The organism is Aquabacterium sp. (genome assembly GCF_048860245.1).
Classification (GTDB): Bacteria; Pseudomonadota; Gammaproteobacteria; order Burkholderiales; family Burkholderiaceae_C; genus Aquabacterium.
The window spans coordinates 1-20,399 of record NZ_JBLIZW010000060.1; the positions used below are offsets into that span (position 1 = coordinate 1).

The 20,399-nt window shown below is 60.3% G+C and carries 13 protein-coding genes and 2 pseudogenes; 11 read left to right on the plus strand and 4 right to left on the minus strand.

Annotated elements, in window-relative coordinates:
* Positions 1-140 precede the first annotated feature (140 nt).
* From ACMV18_RS06710 to ACMV18_RS06725, 4 genes and pseudogenes are all read left to right on the plus strand, one after another.
* Positions 141-282, plus strand: a pseudogene (locus ACMV18_RS06710) (N-6 DNA methylase); the annotation flags it as partial.
* A 158-nt stretch (positions 283-440) separates the two neighbouring features.
* On the plus strand, positions 441-2,267 hold the full coding sequence (locus ACMV18_RS06715) for an ATP-binding protein (RefSeq protein ID WP_420817206.1): 1,827 nt from the start codon (positions 441-443) through the stop codon (positions 2,265-2,267).
* Positions 2,243-2,953, plus strand: a complete 711-nt coding sequence (locus tag ACMV18_RS06720) for a response regulator transcription factor (protein WP_420817207.1) — start codon at positions 2,243-2,245, stop codon at positions 2,951-2,953. Before ACMV18_RS06715 ends, ACMV18_RS06720 begins: the two co-directional genes overlap by 25 nt.
* A gap of 155 nt (positions 2,954-3,108) precedes the next feature.
* On the plus strand, positions 3,109-9,738 hold the full coding sequence (locus tag ACMV18_RS06725) for an ESPR-type extended signal peptide-containing protein (RefSeq protein WP_420817208.1): 6,630 nt from the start codon (positions 3,109-3,111) through the stop codon (positions 9,736-9,738).
* Positions 9,739-9,834: 96 nt separating this feature from the next.
* Here the strand turns inward: ACMV18_RS06725 and ACMV18_RS06730 are convergent.
* Positions 9,835-9,975, minus strand: a pseudogene (locus ACMV18_RS06730) (group II intron reverse transcriptase/maturase); the annotation flags it as partial.
* Between the two features lie 122 nt (positions 9,976-10,097).
* On the opposite strand from ACMV18_RS06730, the gene istA (ACMV18_RS06735) reads away from it, so the two are divergent.
* Positions 10,098-11,609, plus strand: coding sequence for an IS21 family transposase (gene istA, locus ACMV18_RS06735; RefSeq protein ID WP_420817209.1), 1,512 nt, complete (start codon positions 10,098-10,100; stop codon positions 11,607-11,609).
* A complete protein-coding gene (gene istB / locus ACMV18_RS06740) occupies positions 11,602-12,447 on the plus strand; it encodes an IS21-like element helper ATPase IstB (protein WP_420817210.1) in 846 nt (281 codons plus the stop codon). The genes istA (ACMV18_RS06735) and istB (ACMV18_RS06740) overlap by 8 nt, the downstream gene beginning before the upstream one ends.
* Positions 12,448-12,562: 115 nt before the next feature.
* On the opposite strand, the gene ACMV18_RS06745 is transcribed toward istB (ACMV18_RS06740), so the two are convergent.
* Positions 12,563-13,387, minus strand: coding sequence for a hypothetical protein (locus tag ACMV18_RS06745; protein WP_420817211.1), 825 nt, complete (start codon positions 13,385-13,387; stop codon positions 12,563-12,565).
* 637 nt (positions 13,388-14,024) lie between these two features.
* Here ACMV18_RS06745 and istA (ACMV18_RS06750) point away from each other — a divergent pair.
* The 4 genes from istA (ACMV18_RS06750) (at position 14,025) to ACMV18_RS06765 (ending at position 18,093) form a co-directional block, all read left to right on the plus strand.
* Positions 14,025-15,569, plus strand: coding sequence for an IS21 family transposase (gene istA, locus ACMV18_RS06750; protein ID WP_420817212.1), 1,545 nt, complete (start codon positions 14,025-14,027; stop codon positions 15,567-15,569).
* The gene (gene istB, locus ACMV18_RS06755) at positions 15,566-16,318 is read left to right on the plus strand and encodes an IS21-like element helper ATPase IstB (RefSeq protein WP_298013136.1); all 753 of its coding nucleotides are present in this window, start codon (positions 15,566-15,568) and stop codon (positions 16,316-16,318) included. Before istA (ACMV18_RS06750) ends, istB (ACMV18_RS06755) begins: the two co-directional genes overlap by 4 nt.
* An 87-nt stretch (positions 16,319-16,405) precedes the next feature.
* Positions 16,406-17,269, plus strand: a complete 864-nt coding sequence (locus ACMV18_RS06760; protein ID WP_420817213.1) for a hypothetical protein — start codon at positions 16,406-16,408, stop codon at positions 17,267-17,269.
* Positions 17,270-17,370: 101 nt separating this feature from the next.
* Positions 17,371-18,093 carry an alpha/beta hydrolase gene (locus ACMV18_RS06765; RefSeq protein ID WP_420817214.1) on the plus strand — a complete coding sequence of 241 codons (723 nt, stop codon included), beginning with the start codon at positions 17,371-17,373 and terminating at the stop codon, positions 18,091-18,093.
* A 177-nt stretch (positions 18,094-18,270) separates the two neighbouring features.
* Here the strand turns inward: ACMV18_RS06765 and ACMV18_RS06770 are convergent, their stop codons facing one another.
* A complete protein-coding gene (locus tag ACMV18_RS06770) occupies positions 18,271-18,852 on the minus strand; it encodes a GNAT family N-acetyltransferase (protein WP_420817217.1) in 582 nt (193 codons plus the stop codon).
* A gap of 5 nt (positions 18,853-18,857) precedes the next feature.
* Positions 18,858-19,136 carry a hypothetical protein gene (locus ACMV18_RS06775; protein WP_420817215.1) on the minus strand — a complete coding sequence of 93 codons (279 nt, stop codon included), beginning with the start codon at positions 19,134-19,136 and terminating at the stop codon, positions 18,858-18,860.
* 282 nt (positions 19,137-19,418) lie between these two features.
* Between ACMV18_RS06775 and istA (ACMV18_RS06780) the strand changes: the two genes are divergently transcribed.
* On the plus strand, positions 19,419-20,399 hold a 981-nt coding region (gene istA / locus ACMV18_RS06780), incomplete at its 3' end, for an IS21 family transposase (protein ID WP_420817216.1).

The window sequence follows — 20,399 nt, forward strand, 5'->3', positions numbered from 1 at the left end:
CCCCAATTGCGCCACTACAAAGCATTCATGCAGTTGCCACTACAAAACTTCCGCAAAAATGTGCATAAGTCGTTGATTCACATGGAAGCGGCTTCACCAAAAACGCGAAATCGGCATTTTGGTGTCGAACTCGGGTGGCCGAGTTGAACCCGCAGGCCCGTCTGACCGTGTACGGCCAGGAACTGAACCCCGATTCGCACCATCTGCAAGGCCGACATGCTCATCAAGGGGCAGGACGTGGCCGACATCGCGTTTGGCAATACCCTGAGCGACAACGGCCACCTGCCCATCATCGATGTAGGTAAACGTAGGCGCCACAGGTCACCATCGTAAGATGATTGGCGCTCATGCTCTGTCTTCGTCCGCCTCTCTCCTTGCGCCCCCCCTGCCTCGCTTTGCTCATCGGGTGGTGGGTGCTGTTGTGCACCGCGCTCGCTTTCATGAGCCCCTCCCGCGTGTGGGCAAGCACCCCCTCGCCTGACCCTCTGATCGTTGAGCAAGCCTACTGGGAAGATACCGAGGGTCAGGCTGATCTGGCCACAGCGCGAAAACAAAGCTACACGCCGTACCGTGGACTTTTCAATCGGGGGTTCACATCCTCTGCACACTGGATACGCCTGACACTGGCCCCGAGCACCTCAGAAACCATCCTGATCACCAAGCCCACATGGCTGGACAGCGTGACGCTCTATGATCCCGAGGGGGCCGCAACGCCCCTCACGCTGGGTGACCTCCACACGCACATAGGCAATGCATGGCCTGGTCTGGGCTATGCCTTCAATTTGCCCCCCGGCACGCAGCAACGAGAGGTATGGCTCCGTCTGAGCACCACCAGCAGCCATGTCCTCATGGTCAGCGCGCTGCCCGTGGACCAGGCGATGAAGACATCCGCCCAGGACATCCTGTGGGCGGCGCTGTATGCGTCCATCCAGTTGCTGATCCTGTGCTTGCTGCTGTTCATGTGGTGGAGCCAGCGGGACCGATTGCTGGGGCTGTACCTTGTGCGGCACGTTGTTTTCACAGCCTACGGGACCGCTTATCTGGGGCTACCGGCGCTGCTGTTCTCGGACGTCCTATCCCTGTCATTCATGCACCATGTGTTTGCAGTGCTGGCCGTGTGCGTGGCACCGCTGAGCATTCGCTTCGAGGTGGCATTTCTCAGCCTCTACCAGCCACACAAATTTTGGACGGTCATCTTGAAGATCATCATGTGGGCCGGCGCCGTCGTGATGCTCATTTTGCTTTCAGGCGCCACCCAGCTTGCCCTGCAAATCAACGTCTGGCTCGTCATGGCGGCGGTCCCTGTCATGTCGATGGCCGTCTTGTCCACCAAGCCCACCCAGGATGGGACGGTGTTCCCATCGCGCAAGGGCATGCTGGCTTACTACGCAGTGGTCATCACCAGCTTGCCTCTCGGCTTGGTGAGTTTGCTGGGCATGGTCGAATTTCAAGCCTGGGGCCTGTATGGCCTGATCGTGCACGGCCTGATCACCGGGGTGTTCATGGCCGTCATGTTGCTGCGGCGCTCCCAGCGCTTGGCCAAGCACCACCAGCGGGTCAGATGGGAGCTGCGCAAAACCCAGCAGGAAATGGCCCTGGAGCAGCGGCGCAGAGAAGAGCAGTCTCAGTTCTTGCACATGCTGATGCATGAGCTCAAAACACCCCTGTCCATCGTGTCCATGGCCATCGGGACGAAAAACAACCTCGAGAAGAACCTGGAACATGCCGGTCGAGCCGTGCGGGACATGAAGGCCATCATCGAACGCTGTGTTCAAGCTGATCAAGTCGGAGAGCTTGCCCTTCATCTGCGGCGAGATCGCGTGAACCTGCCTGCGCTGATCATGCAGATCGCGCAGAACAGTCCCAACCTGACGTCCCGCCTACAGTTGAACGGAGCGGAGGAGGTTCCCGAGCTGCAGACCGACCTTCAGTTGCTGAGCATCGTTCTGACCAATCTGTTGAGCAATGCCGAGAGTTACAGTGATGAACTGACGCCTGTCGTCGTACGGGTCAGACCGGGGGAGCACCAGGCACAGCGAGGCGTGTGGGTGCAGGTGGCCAACACGCCGGGCTTGGCCGGGTGGCCCGACGAGCGCATGATCTTCAGCAAATACTATCGTTCGAGCGGCGCTCAGCGCCAGTCTGGGTCGGGTCTCGGACTCTATTTGTCTCAACAGTTGTCCCAGAGCCTGGGGGGCACGCTGGCGTACGCGCCCAGCGAACAGTGTGTGGAATTCGTCCTGTGGATACCTCTAGCCCCCGCCTGAATGTCGTCCTGGTGGAAGACCATGACGTCCTGCGACAGCTGCTGACTCAAGCGCTGGAAGAAGCGCATCACGCGGTGGTGGCCCTGTCCTGTGCCGAAGAGCTCGAAGACGTTGCCGCAGGACAACCTGTCGATGTGTTCTTGGTCGACCTGAACCTGCCTGGCGAGGATGGCCTCAGTCTGACCGAGCGCTTGCGAGCTGCCTACCCGCTGGCGGGGATCATCATCGTCACCGCACGCTCCGGCTTGAATGACAAGCTGGAAGGGTACGCCCGTGGCGCCGACTTGTATCTCACGAAGCCCTTGGAGGTGCCTGAGTTGTGCGCCGCTGTGGCGGCTCAAGGGCGGCGCCGGCAACGGGTACAGGGCTTGCTGGCGCAACAGCCGCCTTACACCCTGCAGCAGCAGCAACTGCAGCTGACCAAAACTGGGCACACGCCTGTCAGCATGAGTCCGTCAGAAGTGGCCATCCTGGTGACGTTTGCAAGAGCCCCCGGGCAACGTCTGGCTTATTGGCAAATTGCGGAGACCTTGGGCCTGGATCTGGAAACCTACGCCAAGTCCAGCCTGGAGGTTCGCATCGTGCGCCTGCGCAAGAAACTCGTCGAGGCCGGTGCGCACGCAACATCCATCGAAGCCGTGCGCGGTCACGGCTACCAGCTTTGCATTGACTTGCGACTGGTCTGACAGCTCAACAGGCCATGCGAGCAACGCACTTGGCGTAGGTTTTTGTAGGTGTACCTGAGCACCGTCTTCCTAACATCCGGTCGTTACAAGCTGTAAATCCAGCATTCACAAGACCGGTGTCTCTGCAAGACGCTGACCGACCTCAGGAAAACTTCATGCACAAGCAATCGATGAACCATGTGTTTCGCGTCATCTGGAACGCCTCACTTGGATGCTGGGTGGCCGTCGCCGAGACCGCCAAAGGCCGAGGCAAGTCCTCGTCCACCAAAAAACTGCTTGCATCGGTCTTGCTCGGCTCGACCACGGCTGCTTTGGCGCAGCCCAGCGGGCCGCCGACGGCCGTTGATCTGGACGCCTATTTCCGCAGCGCAGACATCAGCGTGGTGCAAGGCAACGGCGGCACGGGCTGCATGATCGGTGTGGCCATTGCGTCCTGCAATGAGGAAAAGAACACGCCCGCACTGAACAATGTCACCTTCACCAACTTCAACACCCAAGGCGGTGCAGGCAGCGGCGGTGGCGCAGGTCTGGGCGGTGTGTTTTTCGTGAACGCTGACTCGTCTTTGCAGCTCAACAATGTACAGCTCACCGGCAACGTCGTACGTGGAGGCGAGGGTGGCAGCACTCCTGATGTCAGGTTGGTCGATGCCACCATTGGTCTGGTCGAGCGCAGCGCCAACGTCGTCCCCTTAACCTCGTTCAACGCACAGCCGGTGTTCACCGAAGCTGGCGGCCAGCTGACAGTCCAGGAGATCAGCCTCAGTGAGGTCAGCTCGCAAATCAAAGTGGGACAGCTGATCAGCCTGGAGGGCGCCCAGGGCACGGCCAAAATCACGGCGATCACAGGCAACACCCTCACGCTGAGTACACCCCTGACAGTGGGCAGCGGCGCCATTCAGCAACTCACGGCCAACATCCAGGATGCCGCCGGAGGTCAAACGGCTGAGGTGACGGGCTCGGCGCTGACGAACCTGGGGACGAGTGGCTCGATTGCGATCGGCTCCATCGTCCGGGGTACTGGCATCACGGCAGGCACCACTGTGACGAAGGTCGAGCGCGACAGCAACAACGTCATCACCAAGGTCGTGCTGAGCAAGCCCTTGGATGTCGGGGCTACGCCGACGACCTCCTTGCAATTTGTCAACACCCCGTCGCTGAAAACGTCTCAGTACGTCGTCGTGGGCAGCACCGGCACGGAAACCACACTCAAGCTGTCAGCGGCAGCCTTGGGCCTCACCGCCGGCATGACGATCTCCGGCGAGGGCATTCCCGAGGGCACCGTGGTCAAGAGCATCACGAACGGTGGCAAGGCAGGTGACACCGTGGTGCTGAGCAAGCCCTTGCCCGACACGGTGTTGGGCTTCAGCTCGGAAGGCGTGATCGGTACCGTGGGGGGCAGCACCCTCCAGCTGGCCGCGCCGGATTCGCGCGTGGTGGTCGGCGGGCTCATCTCCGGCGATGGGATCCAGGCTGGCACGAAGGTGACGGCGTATGACGCCGCCACCGGCCTGATCACCTTGGACAAGCCCTTGACGGCTGTTCCTGAGTCCATCAAGGCCTCCAGCGTGCTGTCTCAATTGGGCAGCACGCTGACGGTACCCAAGAGCCTGGCCGGTAACTTGAAGGCCGGCATGGTGCTGTCCGGCGAGGGTATTGTTGAGGGCACGTCCATCAGCAGCGTGACCACCGTTGGCGGTAACGTGGTCGTGACCCTGAGCCAAGCCCCGTCGAACGCGGTCAGCAGCTTCGTGGCCAGCTCCCCTCTGTCCGTGGGGGGCTCGCTCAACGGCCTGGGGGTACCTGCTGGCGCCACCCTCGGTATCAATGGCGACAACGGCAAGAACGCCAACTCGATCTTGCCCTACATCACCGATGGGGAAGGACTGGCGGGCTTCAGCGGGCAGAACGCCAACCAGAACGGCAACACGGCGTCGGTCAATGCGCCCGGTGGTCGGGGCGGTAACGGTGGCGATGGCAGCAACGGCGTGCCCTTCAACTACCAACTGATCATGGGCGTCAAAGATGCCACGACCGAGTTCGTCAGCACGGTCGCCGAGGCGGCGGCGGCGTTCAGCAACGCGCCGCTGCCCGACTTTGCCGAGGGGGCAGTGCTGGTGGCACAAAGCGTGATTGCCGGCATCGACCTCACCGAGCAGATCATCAACAGCGTCACCTGGATTGAGGGCATGATCGAAGGCACCGCGGCCCGTGGCGGCGATGGCGGCGACGGTGGTTCGGGCGGCGATGGCGACGAATTCTTTGGCGGTGGGGCAGGCGGCTCCGGCGGCAAGGGGGCGGCTGGCGGCCTGTCTTACACCGAAGGCGGCGCCGGCGGTGCGGGCGGCGATGGCGGCAGCGGTGGCTTTGGTTCGGGTGGTGGCTCGGGTGGCGCCGGCGGCACAGCCGGCCCGACCGGTTTTGCGCAAGCAGGTGATGCGGGTGCCGGTGGCGACGCGGGTTTTGGCGCCGGTGTCGGCTCCAATGGTGATGGTGAAGGTGGTGGCGGCGGCTCTGGTTACGGTGGCGCGATCTTCGTGCGTGGCGACGGCAATCAGGGCGGTTCGCTGACCATCACAGGCAATGCCCTGTTCCGCGACAACTACGTGTACGCAGGCTCCAGCAACAACGGCGGCGAAGCCGGGCAATCGGCTGGATCTGACCTGTTCATCATGCGTGGTGCTCAGGTGACCCTGAGCCCTGGCGCTTACAACACCATCCGATTTGAAGGCTCCATCGCCGACGACAGTGCCGCCAGCATCGACGGTGCGGCCTGGGCGTCCGGCAACGGTGCGGACATCCGCATCGCAGGCGGTGGCTTGGTCCAGTTTGCCGGCACCAACACCTACTCGGGCAAGACCATCATCGAAGGGGGCACCCTGGAGGCCACCTTGGGCGAAGGCATCCATGAGGACAGCGCGATCCTGTTCCAGGGCACGGGGCAGATCGGTGACCTGATCCCCCATGTCAACGCCGGGGCCTTGCTGCTGTCGGAAGATGTGACCAAGCGTGCCGGCACGATGCCCGGGCAGGTTGCCTGGAATGGCGCCGGTGGCTTTGCGGCAGGCACCACTGAGGGCATCCAGATCAATTTCGGGCGCACTGCCAACGCAGCGAGCTCGGGCCAGACGCTGTTCTGGGGCTCGAACTATCTTGCCACGGATTCCACGCTGGTCTTCGGCTCGGAGTACGGCCTGGGCTCCGTCGAATGGATGAACGACATCAACCTGAGCGGCCACACGGGCAACATCGTGGTGTTCGACAGCCAACAAGTGCTGGATGGGGCCAAAGTGGATGACGCCGCTTACATGCGCGGCAACCTCTATGGTGGCAACCTGAAAGTGGGCGACCTTGGCTACAACGGGACCCTCTATCTGACAGGGCAAAACAAACTCACAGGCTTGGAGATCCTGGGTGGCGTGGTGTCAACCCACGACGATCAGAACCAATTGGGCCGCCTGTTTGACCCAGATGGCGCCAACAACAGCTTGACGGTGAACGCCAATGCGGGACTGTTGCTGGGCGCCAGTGAAAAGACCCAGCAAGTCACCGTCAAGAAAGACGGTTACCTGGGCACCTTGACGGGGGCTACGCTCACGACCACAGGCGCCTTCACCAACGGTGGCAATGTGGTCCTCAATGCACAGGCCAACGTGGGCACGCTGGTCAATGAAACCAGCGGCGTTTTGAGCCACACGGCACCCATCGTCGTGACGGGGCAACTGAGCAACGCGGGCACCCTGAAGCAAGGCTTCATCGAGGCCCCAAGCGGTGGCATCGTTACGAAGGATGGTGCCGACATCAGCGCGGCCAGCATCAGCCAGACGGGTACCTGGCACGTGGTGGGAGAACAGAAGGTCACCACCGGCACCCTGACCGGCAACGGCACGTTCGAGCTCGCCAGCACGTCTGGTGCGGATGATGAGGTCACGCTGGCGGCTTTGACGCTTGAGCAGTCCGGTGTCTCCACCTTCGGTGGGAAATTCGGAGGTTCAGGCTCGTTGACCAAGACCGGTTCGGGCGCCCTGACACTGACAGGCGCGAGCACGTTCACCGGAGGCTTGAATGTCGACGCGGGCACCATCGATACCACCGGAGGCGGCACCTTGGCCGATACGGGCGCGATCACGGTGGCAGAAGGCGCGTCGTTCATCGCAGGCACCGCAGATACGGTTGGCGCCGTCATCAACCGTGGCACCCTGAATGCAAAGACCGCGCAAAACGTGGCTTCGTTGCACAACGAAGCTGGCGCGACGAGCCTGGTGACGGCCAACCTCAATTCGACGTCCACCATCGTCAATGCAGCGGGCGGTGTGATTCAGCAGCAGGCCAACATCACCGCGACAGGCACGCTCACCAACGACGGCAAGATCGAGGTGACGGGCGCCCGCCAGATCACGACGGCCGGGTTCTCCGGGGCGGCGACAGGCGAAGTGGCGCTGGCTGGTGCAAGCGACGAACTCACTCTGGTTCAATCTGGTGATTCAACCTATGCAGGTCAATTCACTGGGAGCGGCGCACTGACAAAACGCGGTGATGGCACCCTGACGCTCAACGGAGCAGCGGGCTCGGTCAACCTCGCGGGTGGCCTGGTGATCGAACAGGGCACCGTCGCCTTGGACGGCGCCAACATCCTGAGCGCAAGCCAGAGCGTGACTGTGGCGAAATCGGGCGAAGACATCGGTACCCTGTCCTTGGTCACGGGCGATCAGAGCATCCAGCAATTGCTGGGAGGCGGCGTCATCAACACGGGCGCTGGCAACAAGCTCACGATTGAAAATGGCGGCCAGTTCACAGGCAATGTCCTGGGCTCGGGCTCGCTGGACGTCAAGGATGGGAGCTTCAGCGTGTCGCAAGGCTTGACCTCGACCGATCCAGGCGGCCAGTTCAACGTGGGCACCGGCAGCACCGGGTCAACCACCAACGTGGGCGCTGGCGGCACCTTGACCTACCCCACCGTCAACCTGAGCGGCGGCACCGGCCCAGGTAACGCCTCAGCATTGAACGTGGCAAGTGGTGGCACCGTGACCAGCACGGCGATCAACCTGACAGGCAACTCTGCACTGAATGTCAGTGGCACCGTCAACAGCTCGACGATCACCTCTTCGGGCACGGGCAACACCTTGTCGATTGCATCCAGCGGGACGGTCAACAGCACCAGCTCAACCACGATCGGTGCGGACGACCAGCTGAATGTGATCGGTACGCTGACTTCGCCGACCCTGTCGGTCGCAGGCACGGTTCACCTGGGCGATCCAACGAGCCCTGGAACCCCCAGCCTGGTCGACGCGACACAGTCCACCTTCTCGGCTGGCAGCCTGCTGTCAGGTACGGGGCAGGTAAACGGGTCTACCACCCTCCTGAGCGGCGCCACCCTCTCACCGGGTAACTCTCCAGGTCGCCTGGTCTTCGAATCGCTCAGCGTGGCCGACGGCTCTGCCGTGGTCATGGAAGTTGCAGGCGGAACGCCCGGTAGCCGTGTGGCAGGTGTCGATTTCGACCAGATCTCGGTCAGTGGCCAGATGAACATCCAACAGGGTGCGACGCTCGAAGTGAAGCAGTTCACAGGTTATGTCGGTCTGGCAAAGAATGAGAAGCTGAACATCTTTGCAGTGGCACCCGGAAAAATCGCGGGGCACTTCGGCAGCGTGTCCAGTGATCTGGGCGTCGAATCCGTCTTGAACCTGGCCACGGGTAACCTCATCGGCTTGGGCAACGAGTCGTTCGCCAACTTCACCGACCGCGTCGCCCGCAATGCCAACCAGGCCGCCATGTTGGCCGACCTCACCGTGAACACGACGGGCGACGTCAGCCAGGTGTACGGGGGCAAACTGACCGAGCGACTGATCCAGGCTGATATGGACGGCTCCAGCAAGGATGCGATCTTCGCAAAGACCTCGCCAGAGTTGTACGCCAGCCTGCTCAGCCAGCCGATGGATGCGCTGTACCAGCAAAACAGCCTGGCGCTCGAAGTAGGCAAGCCAGCCAAAGCAGGCACAGTCGAGTTCATCAACCGCACGCGCAAAACCGGGAGCTCCAGCGACTACGCGTCTTATGAAGTGCGCTCGAAGGGCGCTCGCCTGGGCTACACCGGCGCACTGCAGGACGGGCTGTGGCGAGTGACCTTGTCGAACGAGAATGCCGATGTCCAAAGTGACACCCTGCGCACCTCCGGTCGCGGTAACGTGCTGTCGCTCTCGGGTTTGACGGCATTGAACGCTGTGCCGGGTCTGCACCTCACCGGCCGCCTGTCTTACGCCTCGTTCAAGAGCGATGTGAGCCGAGTCACCAATGAGGGCAGCGCCTCGGCCAAGAGCGTCGGCTCACAAGGCACGCTCGGCGGCATTGGCTTGGCCTACATCACCCATGCGAACGGCATTCGCCTGCAGGCTTCGGCTGAAGTGGTCCATGCCCAGAGCAGCGTCGATGGTTTCAGCGAACGTAACGCGACGTCTGTCTCTGACGCCTTGACGATTCAGAAGCAAAGCCAGTCCGAAACCTTGCCGGTGCTGGGTCTCCACGCCTCAGGCCCAATGACGGATCGACTAAGCTTCCAGGCGGACCTCACGGTGCTGGCCGGCGGCAAGGACGCCACCCCGGTGACGGCCAATCTGAACACCGAAGCCACGCGCTTCCGTGTGAAGGGACAGAGCCTGGGCAAGACGCTGACCGACCTGAGTCTGGGTCTGGGCTACCGCGTCGGTGCCAACGATGAACTGGCGCTCAGCGTACAGACATCCGGCAGCAAGGGCTCGATGGCACGGGTTCAGTACCGTAAGGTGTTCTGATCGAAGCTGAATCGGCATAGGGGCCTCCATTCTCGGGGGCCCCCTGCCACACCACCCTGCATGCGGGTCAGCAGCGGGCGGTTCGAGAGTTTGCGGTCACGAGAGTCTGGGCAAGCCCAATCGATCAAAGTACGCTACGGTCAGCACGCTGTTGCGCCACCAGCTGCAGCCGTTGACCGCCACCCGTTTCGCCACGTCTTCTGCTGTACCCAGAGCTTTGAGTTCCCGGTAGATCGTCCCCGGCTGTTGACGCCGACCGAAAACTGACCAGCAAAGCTGTGTAGTGCCGATTCAAAACTGACCAGGGTGAGAGACCTACCCTGCTGCTTTTTGTGGCAGGGGATTTGAAGGTGATTACCATGGCCTTGAAGGGCAAGATCCGCGCGCTGCGAGAGCGCGAGGGCAAGTCGATCAGTGAGATCGCCAGGCGCACGAGCCTGTCACGCAACACGATCAAGAAGTGGCTGAAGGCGCCGGCCGAGGCGCAACCGAAGTACAGGCGGCAGAGTGTGGCGAGCAAGCTCACGCCGTTTGTCGAGACGATCACGCAGGCGTTGAAGACTGACGCACACAGACCGCGGCATGAGCGGCGTAGCGCGCGAGCGCTGCTGTCGCTGATCCAGGCGCAGGGCTATGACGGCGGCTATAGCCGCCTGACCGACTTCATCCGGGCTTGGAGGCAGGGCGAGGGGCAGGCCGTGACGGCCACCGCCTTCGTGCCTCTGAAGTTCGAGTTGGGCGATGCGTTCCAGTTTGACTGGAGCGAAGAAGGGCTGGTGGTGGGTGGCATCTACTACCGCGTGCAGGTGGCGCACCTGAAGCTGTGCGCTTCGCGGGCGTTCTGGCTGGTGGCCTACCCGAGCCAGGGCCACGAGATGCTGTTCGATGCCCACACCCGCGCGTTCGCTGCACTGGGAGGGATACCGCGCCGTGGCATCTACGACAACATGAAGACGGCGGTCGACAAGGTCAAGAAGGGCAAGGGCCGCATTGTCAACGCGCGCTTCGCGGTGATGTGCAACCACTACCTGTACGACCCGGACTTCTGCAACGTTGCCTCCGGCTGGGAGAAAGGCGTGGTGGAGAAGAACGTGCAGGACAGCCGACGGCGCATCTGGATCGAGGCGAGCGAGCGGCGCTTCGGCTCATTCGTGGAATTGAACGCCTGGCTGGCCGAGCGCTGTCGGTCGCTGTGGGCAGACCTGCGCCACGCCGAGCACAAGCAGTTCAGCGTGGGTGAGATGTTGGAGCTGGAACAGCCGCACCTGATGCCCATGCCCGAGCCGTTCGATGGCTACGTGGAGAACCCGGCGCGTGTGTCGAGCACCTGTCTGGTGTCGGTGGCGCGCAACCGCTACTCGGTGCCGTGCGAGCTGGTGGGGCAGCAGGTGAGCACTCGGCTGTACCCGTGCGAGGTGGTGGTCGTGGCCGACGACAAGGTGGTGGCCCGCCACGAACGTCTGAGCGACCGGGGCCAGACCCGCTACGACTGGCAGCACTACATCCCGCTGGTACAACGCAAGCCAGGCGTGTTGCGCAACGGCGCGCCATTCGCCGACCTGCCCGAGCCGCTGATCCAATTGCAGCGTGCGCTGATGCGCCGCCAGGGCGGCGACCGGGTGATGGCGCAGGTGCTGGCGGCCGTGCCCACGGCCGGGCTGGAAGCGGTGCTGGTGGCCGTGAGCCTGGTGCTGGAGAGCGGCGCGGTGAGCGCCGAGCATGTGCTCAACGTGCTGGCCCGCCTGAACGCCAGCCCGGCGCCTGAGCAGGTCGAGACGGCCCTGAAGCTCAGCGAGCCACCCAAGGCCGATGCCGGGCGCTACGACAGCCTGAGAGCCGACCACGCGAGCCGGGAGGATCAGCATGCCTGACCCCAAGCAAGCGCCGCAGCGCGACGTGGTGGCAGACCTGAAGGCGCTGCGCCTGCACGGCATGGCCAGCGCCTGGAGTGACTTGCACGAGCAGGGTGGCCCTGCTGCCGTGGATGGCGGTCGCTGGTTGATTGAGCACCTGTTGCAGGCCGAAGGTGTGGATCGCGCGATGCGCTCGGTGAACTACCAGATGAGCGCCGCCAAGTTCCCCGTGCACCGCGATCTCGCCAGCTTCGACTTCGACGCCTCGCGCGTGGATCGAGCCCTGATCGAGCAATTGGCCGCGATGGCCTTCACCGAGGTGGCCCACAACGCCGTGTTCATCGGTGGTCCCGGCACCGGCAAGACCCACCTGAGCACGGCCATCGGCGTGGCCGGCATCACCAGGCACAGCAAACGGGTGCGGTTTTACTCCACCGTCGACCTGGTCAACGCACTGGAGCGCGAGAAGGCCGAGGGGCGTGCTGGACGCATCAGCGCCACGTTGATGCACATGGATCTGGTGATCCTGGACGAACTGGGCTACCTGCCCTTCAGCCAGGCCGGCGGCGCCTTGCTGTTCCACCTGCTGAGCAAGCTCTACGAGCGTACCAGCGTCATGATCACCACCAACCTGACCTTCGGTGAGTGGGCCGCAGTCTTCGGCGACGCCAAGATGACCACAGCGCTGCTCGACCGCCTCACGCACCACTGCCACATCGTCGAGACCGGCAACGAGTCCTACCGATTCCGGCACTCCACGGCCACAGCGAAGACCCGCATCCGGGCACGAGAGCAAGCACGCAGGAGCATCACCACAGACACCGACAGGGAGGATCTCAACCAAGCCAGCGATTAGACTTATCCACAGATGGCTGTCATGTCGACAGCCTCCCGCCCCTGGTCAAAGTTCAATCGGCACGGGTGGTCAAAATTCGGTCGGCGCCAACACAGCATCCGAATTAAATGGGATATCACAGCTTCTGAGGCTCCTCCTCCCATCCAGACCCCCACCCGTGGGCTCGATACAGGGGTCTGAGTCGTTCGGCGATGTACTGCCTTCGGTCCGCTGCCCATGGGTGTGCGTGCCAGAAGAAATGCATGTTTATTCGCCTGCCTGGAGAAAGCACCACCCAGTGTTGGCAGATCTGGTCGATGTAGGTGAACAGGTCGGGGTAGTGCACACCGACTTCTGGTGTGTCTGCAACCATGGGCTGAAGGCTTGCGTAGCAGCGCAAGGTCATGTCCCTCAACTCAGGGGAGGCGACCTCCTCCGCCAACTTGGCCAATAACACCGTCGCGCTCAATGCGTCAAAGCTGCCAATCCTTACAAGACGCTTGAAGTGATCGTCGGTAAGGTCTGCAAGCTGAGGCCGGCCTGATAGCTTGGCTTCGTCTCGCACGACCAGGACTTCGTTGACCTCCGGGGATAGCTTCTGCAGGAGCTTCAGTAATGCCCATTGATCTGGACTGGCTCCTTTGAGGATGTCCCAAATTGGATTGTCGAACCACTGCGCGGTACCCGGAAAGCGCTGCTCGGCCAACTCCACGGCGTCACCTGCATCGGCTTTGCGCCTTGGAACTCGGGCGCCACGCTCATAGCTGTCCCATTTACGCGGTCGATTGATTCTGTCCTCTGAGAACTGGATGAGGTGCGGCTCGAGCGCTTTCTCGATGGCGTAAGAGCTTGGCAAGCCCGACCGTAGCTTGAGCACATGAATCCAGAGCTGGGTGCGCAGCACATCAATCAGATTGCGAGGCGGCCGGCCAGGTTTGGGTGGGGTAATGATCTTGGGCATCTACTTGGATAGAGTACAAAAATTGCCCTTTTCTGTTCGGGTGGCTCCGGTCGGTATTTTGGCGAACACTGCGTGACCAATGAACACACTGATGGTCATGAGCACCACACCTACCACGCCAACACCCCCACAGGCAACGAATCCACCTGTTCCAGCACCGCCTCCGCAAGCAATTGCACAAAGGCTGCATGAAGAACTTTTGGCTCTTCATGGGCCAATCTTGGGTGGAGAGCATCTCGCGCACGCGTTGGGGTATGGAACTCTCGCAGCGTTCAGGCAGGCTCGCCGACGAAACCAGGTGGATGTCACGCTTTTCACACTGCCCAATCGACGTGGTGTCTTTGCTTTGACATTAGATGTAGCGTCGTGGCTGGCTCACGCACGCCAGGTCAATCGACTGGTCCCAGATACGGTGGAGTGCCCTCTCAAGCTAACGAACTGAAATCCTTCGTCCAGAAACGCAAAAACCCGAGGCGGTCACCTCGGGTTGCTGCGTCCAGCCTATGGCCAGAACAAGGTATCACTTGCTGGCTGAAGTATCGGCGCGACGTGCCCGTTCGTCAAGTGGCGGGGCGTACTGGATGAACTCACCCTCTCGGTACTTGACCGGGCACCGAACTCATCCAGGAGCATGCCAATGAGGCTTCCAGTACATCTTCAAAGAGAAATTGCACGACTGCACTTTTACGATCAACGCCAGTCCCACCGAGGTATCGCTGCCAGCCTTGGGCTGTCACACAGCACAGTGCGAAACATGAGAGTGCTGCTTGTTGCCAGCGAGCGGTCCTGGTTAGATCTGCAACCCCTGACCGACGACGAATGGCGCCAAACTCTGCGCAACGACAACCGGTCCATCGCTCAACGCAAGCTCGCGCCTGACTGGACTTGGGTTCAAGAGCAGATGCAACGGGCGGATGCCACGTTGGAAGTCATATGGCGAGAGTGGCGTGAATCTCACCCCGAAGGCATTGGCTACAGTTCGTTTACCCATGGCTACCGCACGTGGATCAAGTCTCGACACATTGTTATGCGTCGGGTTCATGTCCCTGGAGACAAACTGTTTGTGGACTTTGCTGGCCGCACGGTGGAAATCAGGGACCCTCAGGGTGGAGCGTCCACATTTGCTCAGATCTTCGTTGCAGTACTAGGCTATTCCAACTTAACCTATGTTGAGGCGGTCGCCAGCCAGACGACGGCTGATTGGGTTCAATGCCATGCGAATTGCTTTGCCGCCATAGGGGGGGTGCCCAACTGGGTGGTGAGTGATAACCTCAAAGCAGCCGTGTGGCGCCGTGAACGAGATCGTACCGTTCTCAATCCTGCCTACAGTGAATGCATGCAGCACTATGGCACGGTGGCTGTCCCGACGCGATCCCGCAAGCCTAAAGACAAGGCAAAGGCTGAAGTAGGGGTGCAGATCGCTCAGCGTTGGATCCTATTCCGGTTGCGTGATCGCGTCTTCTTCGATCTGGGGGAGTTGAATCAAGAACTGCGTCGCTTGACTCAAGTGATGAATACTCACCCGTTCAAGAAACTCGCGGGCAACCGTCTTGCTCGCTTTGAAAGCGATGAACGTGCGCATTTGAAGCCGCTACCCAATTCCGCATTCGAACTTTGTGACTGGAAATACGGTGTTCGCGCAGGGCACGATTACCATGTCGAACACGATGCGGCGTATTACTCGGTGCCTTACCGGTTGCGGGGTATGCGAGTCGATCTGCGCTATACCCGCCAGATCATCGAGATCTTCCATGCAGGCCAGCGTGTGGCCCTGCATGATATGACGACCACACCTGGCGAGATTGTTACGGCGCCAGAACATCGTCCTGTTGCGCACCAACGAGTTCTCGAAGGTGAGCCATTGGCACTCTCAAGTTGGGCCAAGTCGGTTGGCCCGTATACCCAACTGATGATTGATCATCATCTGGAAAATCGCCCCGACTTGACCAACGGCCTGAAAGCAGCGCGCCGAATGCGAGAGTTGGCTCGGCTGTATGGCGAGGAGCGGTTTGAAGAGGTGTGCGGCTATGCCTTCCCCCTAAACATCGTGTCACTGCGCAGTGTCGAGTCGATTATCAAGCAGCAAGCTGACCGTCAGCAAACTCGGCAGTCCAGCAGTGTTCCTCCCAAAGGTAACCACGAGAATGTCCGCGGCGGCTCGTACTTCGGAGGTGATCAATGAGTAGCGTTCACCAAACCCTTGCAAGACTGCGCGACCTCAAGCTGTCTGGTATGGCAGAGGCACTCAATCAGCAGATGAACATGCCGGGGCAGCAGCAACTGGCCTTCGAAGATCGCTTGGGCATGTTGGTGGAGCATGAGTGGGCTGAGCGAGAGAACCGAAAGCTGAAGAGGCTGATCAGAGGGGCCACATTGCCCGAAGGCGCATGCCTAGAGGACTTGGACTATCGGGCCAGCCGTAACTTGGACAAGGCGTTCGTTACTACGTTGTCGTCTTGTGAATGGATTCACCGCAAGCAGAACCTCATAATTCTGGGGGCCACTGGCGTGGGCAAGACTTGGCTGGCATGCGCCTTCGCAACCCAGGCCTGTCGGCTCAAGATGGCCGCGACGTTTTATCGCGCATCGGACTTGTACAACGACATTGCCGTGGCAACACTAGATGGATCGTTGCCGAAGCTAAAGCTGCAATTGAGCAAACCCCAACTGCTAGTGCTTGATGACTTCGGAATTGGCAATATGACGGTGCAGGCTGCACATGTACTGCTGGATGTAGTGGACAGACGCATGCGACATGGTTCTCTGTTAATCACCAGCCAGTACCCCGCGGACCAATGGCATAGCCTCTTCCCTGATCCCACCATTGCGGACGCGGTGTTGGACCGCGTGGTTCATCAAGCACACCGAATTCAATTGAAGGGTGACTCAATGCGTAAGCTGCAAGGACGGAAACGAATGCAAGCTGACTGAGACTGGTCGCGGTGTCGAAATGCTGACCAGTGTGCTGGTCCGGCACCGCGACCGCGATGCCAGCGTAAACGCCACTACGCTAACAACGTGACCGCTTTTCTAGCAGTGACTCGATCAGATGATGGCCGCGACCACAATTTCGTCGGCCGCAAACGATTGGACTGGGTGGTTGCGGCATTCTGGTCTAGGTGGACGCGAGGGGTTGGAATACGCATCAGGGAGGTGCAGGACTGTTTGCGCCAGGCCGGAGGAGGCATCTCCCCTGCCCCCAGCTTTTCAGCAAAGCAAGCCGTCATCTCCACGATCGTGCATTTGAGCGTGACGCGGGACGGGCCGATCACGGCCAGCCAGATTCAGACAGTCAGCGGGACGAGCCAGCCGACCACGGCGAATGTGATCACCACCATGAAGGATCTCGGCTTGCTGGAGCAACGAGATCGGAGCTGGGGCATCCGTCTCAAGCCTCTGAATCCGGAGCAATGGCTTTCTCTCGCCAGAGAGCACATCCGCACACGCAAGGTGTTCTATTTCGCTGACCCGCTGAAGCTGACGATGGTCAAAGCGATTTTTAAGCGCATTCATTTGCTGAACAGCAAAGGCACCTTGTCAGGCGAACAATTGCGTGTCGGCGGGGTTCTGGGTGCGGACGCTCACTATCCCCTGCTGGACATCACCGCGCCGCGGAGAGTCGATGTTTCCACCGTCATGGCTGCAGATGCCATTGCGAACATGATCGATGCGGGGCTGCAGCCCATTGATGAGTCCCATGCGGAATTCGCGATCTTGGCTGTCCACGTCACACGCGATCCAGGATCCTACACCGGCAATGCAGACGGCATCCCGTATGCGAGCCATTTTGAATGCCTGGCAGACCTCATCGAGTTGGGGTACCTCAACGAGGCTCAAGAATTCGCCATGCACATGTCCAGCGTTCTTGAGTGCTATCAATGAGCGCAGACCCAAAGACGTTGATTGCATGTTCAGCATAAAAAGTGGGAGCAAACATGTTTCGGAAGATTGCACTGGCCTTTACTCTCATGACCTTGAATGTCATGGCATCCGCGGAAGGAGCCTTGTTCAAGGTGCCCACACGCGAGGGCGTCAAAACCACGCTGTTCTGGGATGCTGCACCAGATGCCAAGGTCACCGTGCTTCTGCTTCCTGGCGGCGGCGGGGGCTTCGGTCAAGTGGAAGACGGCAGACCCACCAGCAATAACTTTCTGGTGCGATCCGAGTCATTCTTTGTCGCCAACGGCTTCAACGTCGCCATCTTTGGGCGTCCGAGTGACTCACAGGATCTGGACTATGCCGACCGCGTCAGTGACGCCCACCTGACCGACATTCACAAGGTGCTGGAGTTCGTGAAGCAAAAGACCGATGGGCCCGTGTGGATCGTCGGCACCAGTCGAGGCACAGTCTCTGCGGCTGCTGCGGCCATCAAACTGCAAGATGAAATGGCTGGAGTGGTACTGACCTCCAGTGTGGTCGACTTCAAGAAAGCCGAGGCCGTGCCAAAGCAAGACTTGGCCGCTATCAGAGTGCCTGTGCTGGTTCTGCATCACACGATGGATGCATGCCATCTCTGCCAGCCCGCAGAAGTGCCGGCTATCCTTCGTGGGCTCAAGAATGCCCCGATCAAGAAAGAAATCATGGTGAGTGGTGGAGGGAACCCCGCTGGCAATGTCTGCAATGGGCAGCACTGGCATGGTTTCATTGGTATGGAGCGGGAGGCTGTTGATTTGATCGCTAACTGGATCAAGAACCCAGTGAATTGATTGTTTACTTGCCATCGCTGAAAAGGGGGCACGTCACCCTAAGCTGCCAGTAGAGCAACTGGAAGGCGGAACGTGAAAATGCACCGGTAAAGTGGTTCCCCTTTGATACGCCTGTGCAGGCGCCGGGTAGCTATCCAACGAGAGCACACCCCCGGGGCCAGAGCTGAGCTCCAAGCATCAATCGCTTGACGCTGATGCAGCATTGAAGTTCAGTACATCCAGCCACATTTTGATAGCCGCTGGCTCATTCCTTACTCTGCCGCCATGGTTGCGGTTCTGATCGCTTGCCCACAGGCTTTCGTTAAAGCCGAACCGCTCATAAAACTTGATAACTCTTGGCTCGTTAGCTGCGTCAACAACCAAGAGTCGAGCGGCAGATACTTTGGATTGCTCGATCAGCTCACCAACGATCAACTCAAGAATTCTGCGCCCAACACCATTGGACTGCAATTGAGAACTCACAGCTAGGCGGCCGATCTTAGATCCAGGGAAGCTAGAAAGCGGGATGTCGCCCTCCACTTCCAACTGCTCAGAAAGCTTCAAGGGGATGCCGTCGTTGCTCAAACAAAAGTAACCAACCGGGCCGTCGATCTCTTCGTGAAAGACGACCGTTGTGAAAGCCAGGCGCTTTCGCTGAAAGTCTTTCGCCTCATTGTTCAAAAATGAGTTGAGCTCTGGCTTGCCGCAATCGAATGCAGCCAACACTGCAGCGGGCACATCGTCGATCGGCAGTAAGCCGAACCGATCTGGATTCAGCACAGCGATCAAGAAGCGATAGTGGTCAACTTGTATTTGGACAGGAAGGCTGCAGACTTTGCCTTCTTCACCCGTTCAGCAAGCTCTTCGGCGCGCTTGATGGCTTCTGGTGATGGTTCACCAAGAATTTCAATCGATGCTGCGCGAGCATTGCGACGAACTGCCATCCGACGTTCGATCTCCGCACGCGAGTTCACTCGCAACAAAGTCTTGCCTTGCTGCTTGCTTTTGAACTGCGAAAAGTAAACCGCCGCCGCTTTCATGGATAACCGTTGATGGTTGGTCAAGTTCGATATCGAGAAATGTTAGCAGTTGCTAAAAACTCATTGAAAGAGATTTGCTATGCAAGGTCAGTCATCATTAGCTTTCTACTAACCAGTAAGATGGAACTCAACATCATTTGGGACCAACGAAAACAAACCCCATCGCCCGGCCCTGGTTGAGGCCTAAGGTGTTGACGCCGACCGAAAACTGAGCCACTTTTTGGTGTGATGCCGACCTAAAACTGAGCCAGGTGTTTTACCTACCCTGCTGTTTTGTGCAGCAAGGGAATGAAGAGGGTGATCACCATGGACATGATTGGCAAGATACGGCGGATGCACCGCCGGGACAAGAAGACGAAGCGGGAGATATCGAGGGCCACGGGCCTGTTGCGCAACACGGTGGCCAAGTGGCTGGACGAGGCGCAGCCGGTCGAGCCCAAGTACCGCCGGGAGGCGGCGAAGGCGACCAAGCTGTCGGCGCACGAGGCGGAGCTCAAGCAAGCCTTGAAGGCCGATGCCAAGCGGCCCAAGAAGGAGCGGCGCACGGCCAAGGCCTTGTTCACGCAGATCAAGGCAGCGGGCTACGAAGGTGGCTACACGCGGGTGACGGACTTCATCCGCGAGTGGCGCCAAGGTGAAGGCCAACAGGCGGCCTGCAAGGCCTTCGTGCCATTGACCTTCGAGCTTGGCGAGGCCTTCCAGTTCGACTGGAGCGAAGACGGCTTGCTGGTGGGCGGGGTGTACTACCGCATGCAGGTCTCGCACATGAAGCTGTGTGCCAGTGGGGCCTTCTGGCTGGTGGCCTACCCCAGCCAAGGCCACGAGATGCTGTTCGATGCGCACACCCGCAGCTTTGCAGCGCTGGGTGGCGTGGCACGCCGTGGCATCTACGACAACATGAAGACGGCGGTCGACAAAGTCAAGAAGGGCAAAGGCCGCGTGGTCAATGCGCGCTTTGCAGCCATGTGCGCGCACTATCTGTTCGACCCTGATTTTTGCAACCGTGCCAGCGGCTGGGAGAAGGGGCGCGTGGAGAAGGATGTGCAAGACAGCCGCCGTCGCATCTGGGTGGAGGCGGGGCAACGGCGCTTTGGCAGCTTTACCGAGCTCAACGCATGGCTGGGCGAGCGCTGCCGGGCCCTGTGGCGAGAGCTGCGCCACCCGCAGCACAAAGAATTCAGCATCGCTGAGATGCTCGAACTCGAGCAAGAGCACCTCATGCCCATGCCTGCGGCGTTTGACGGCTACGTCGAGCACCCGGTGCGGGTCAGCAGCACCTGCCTGGTG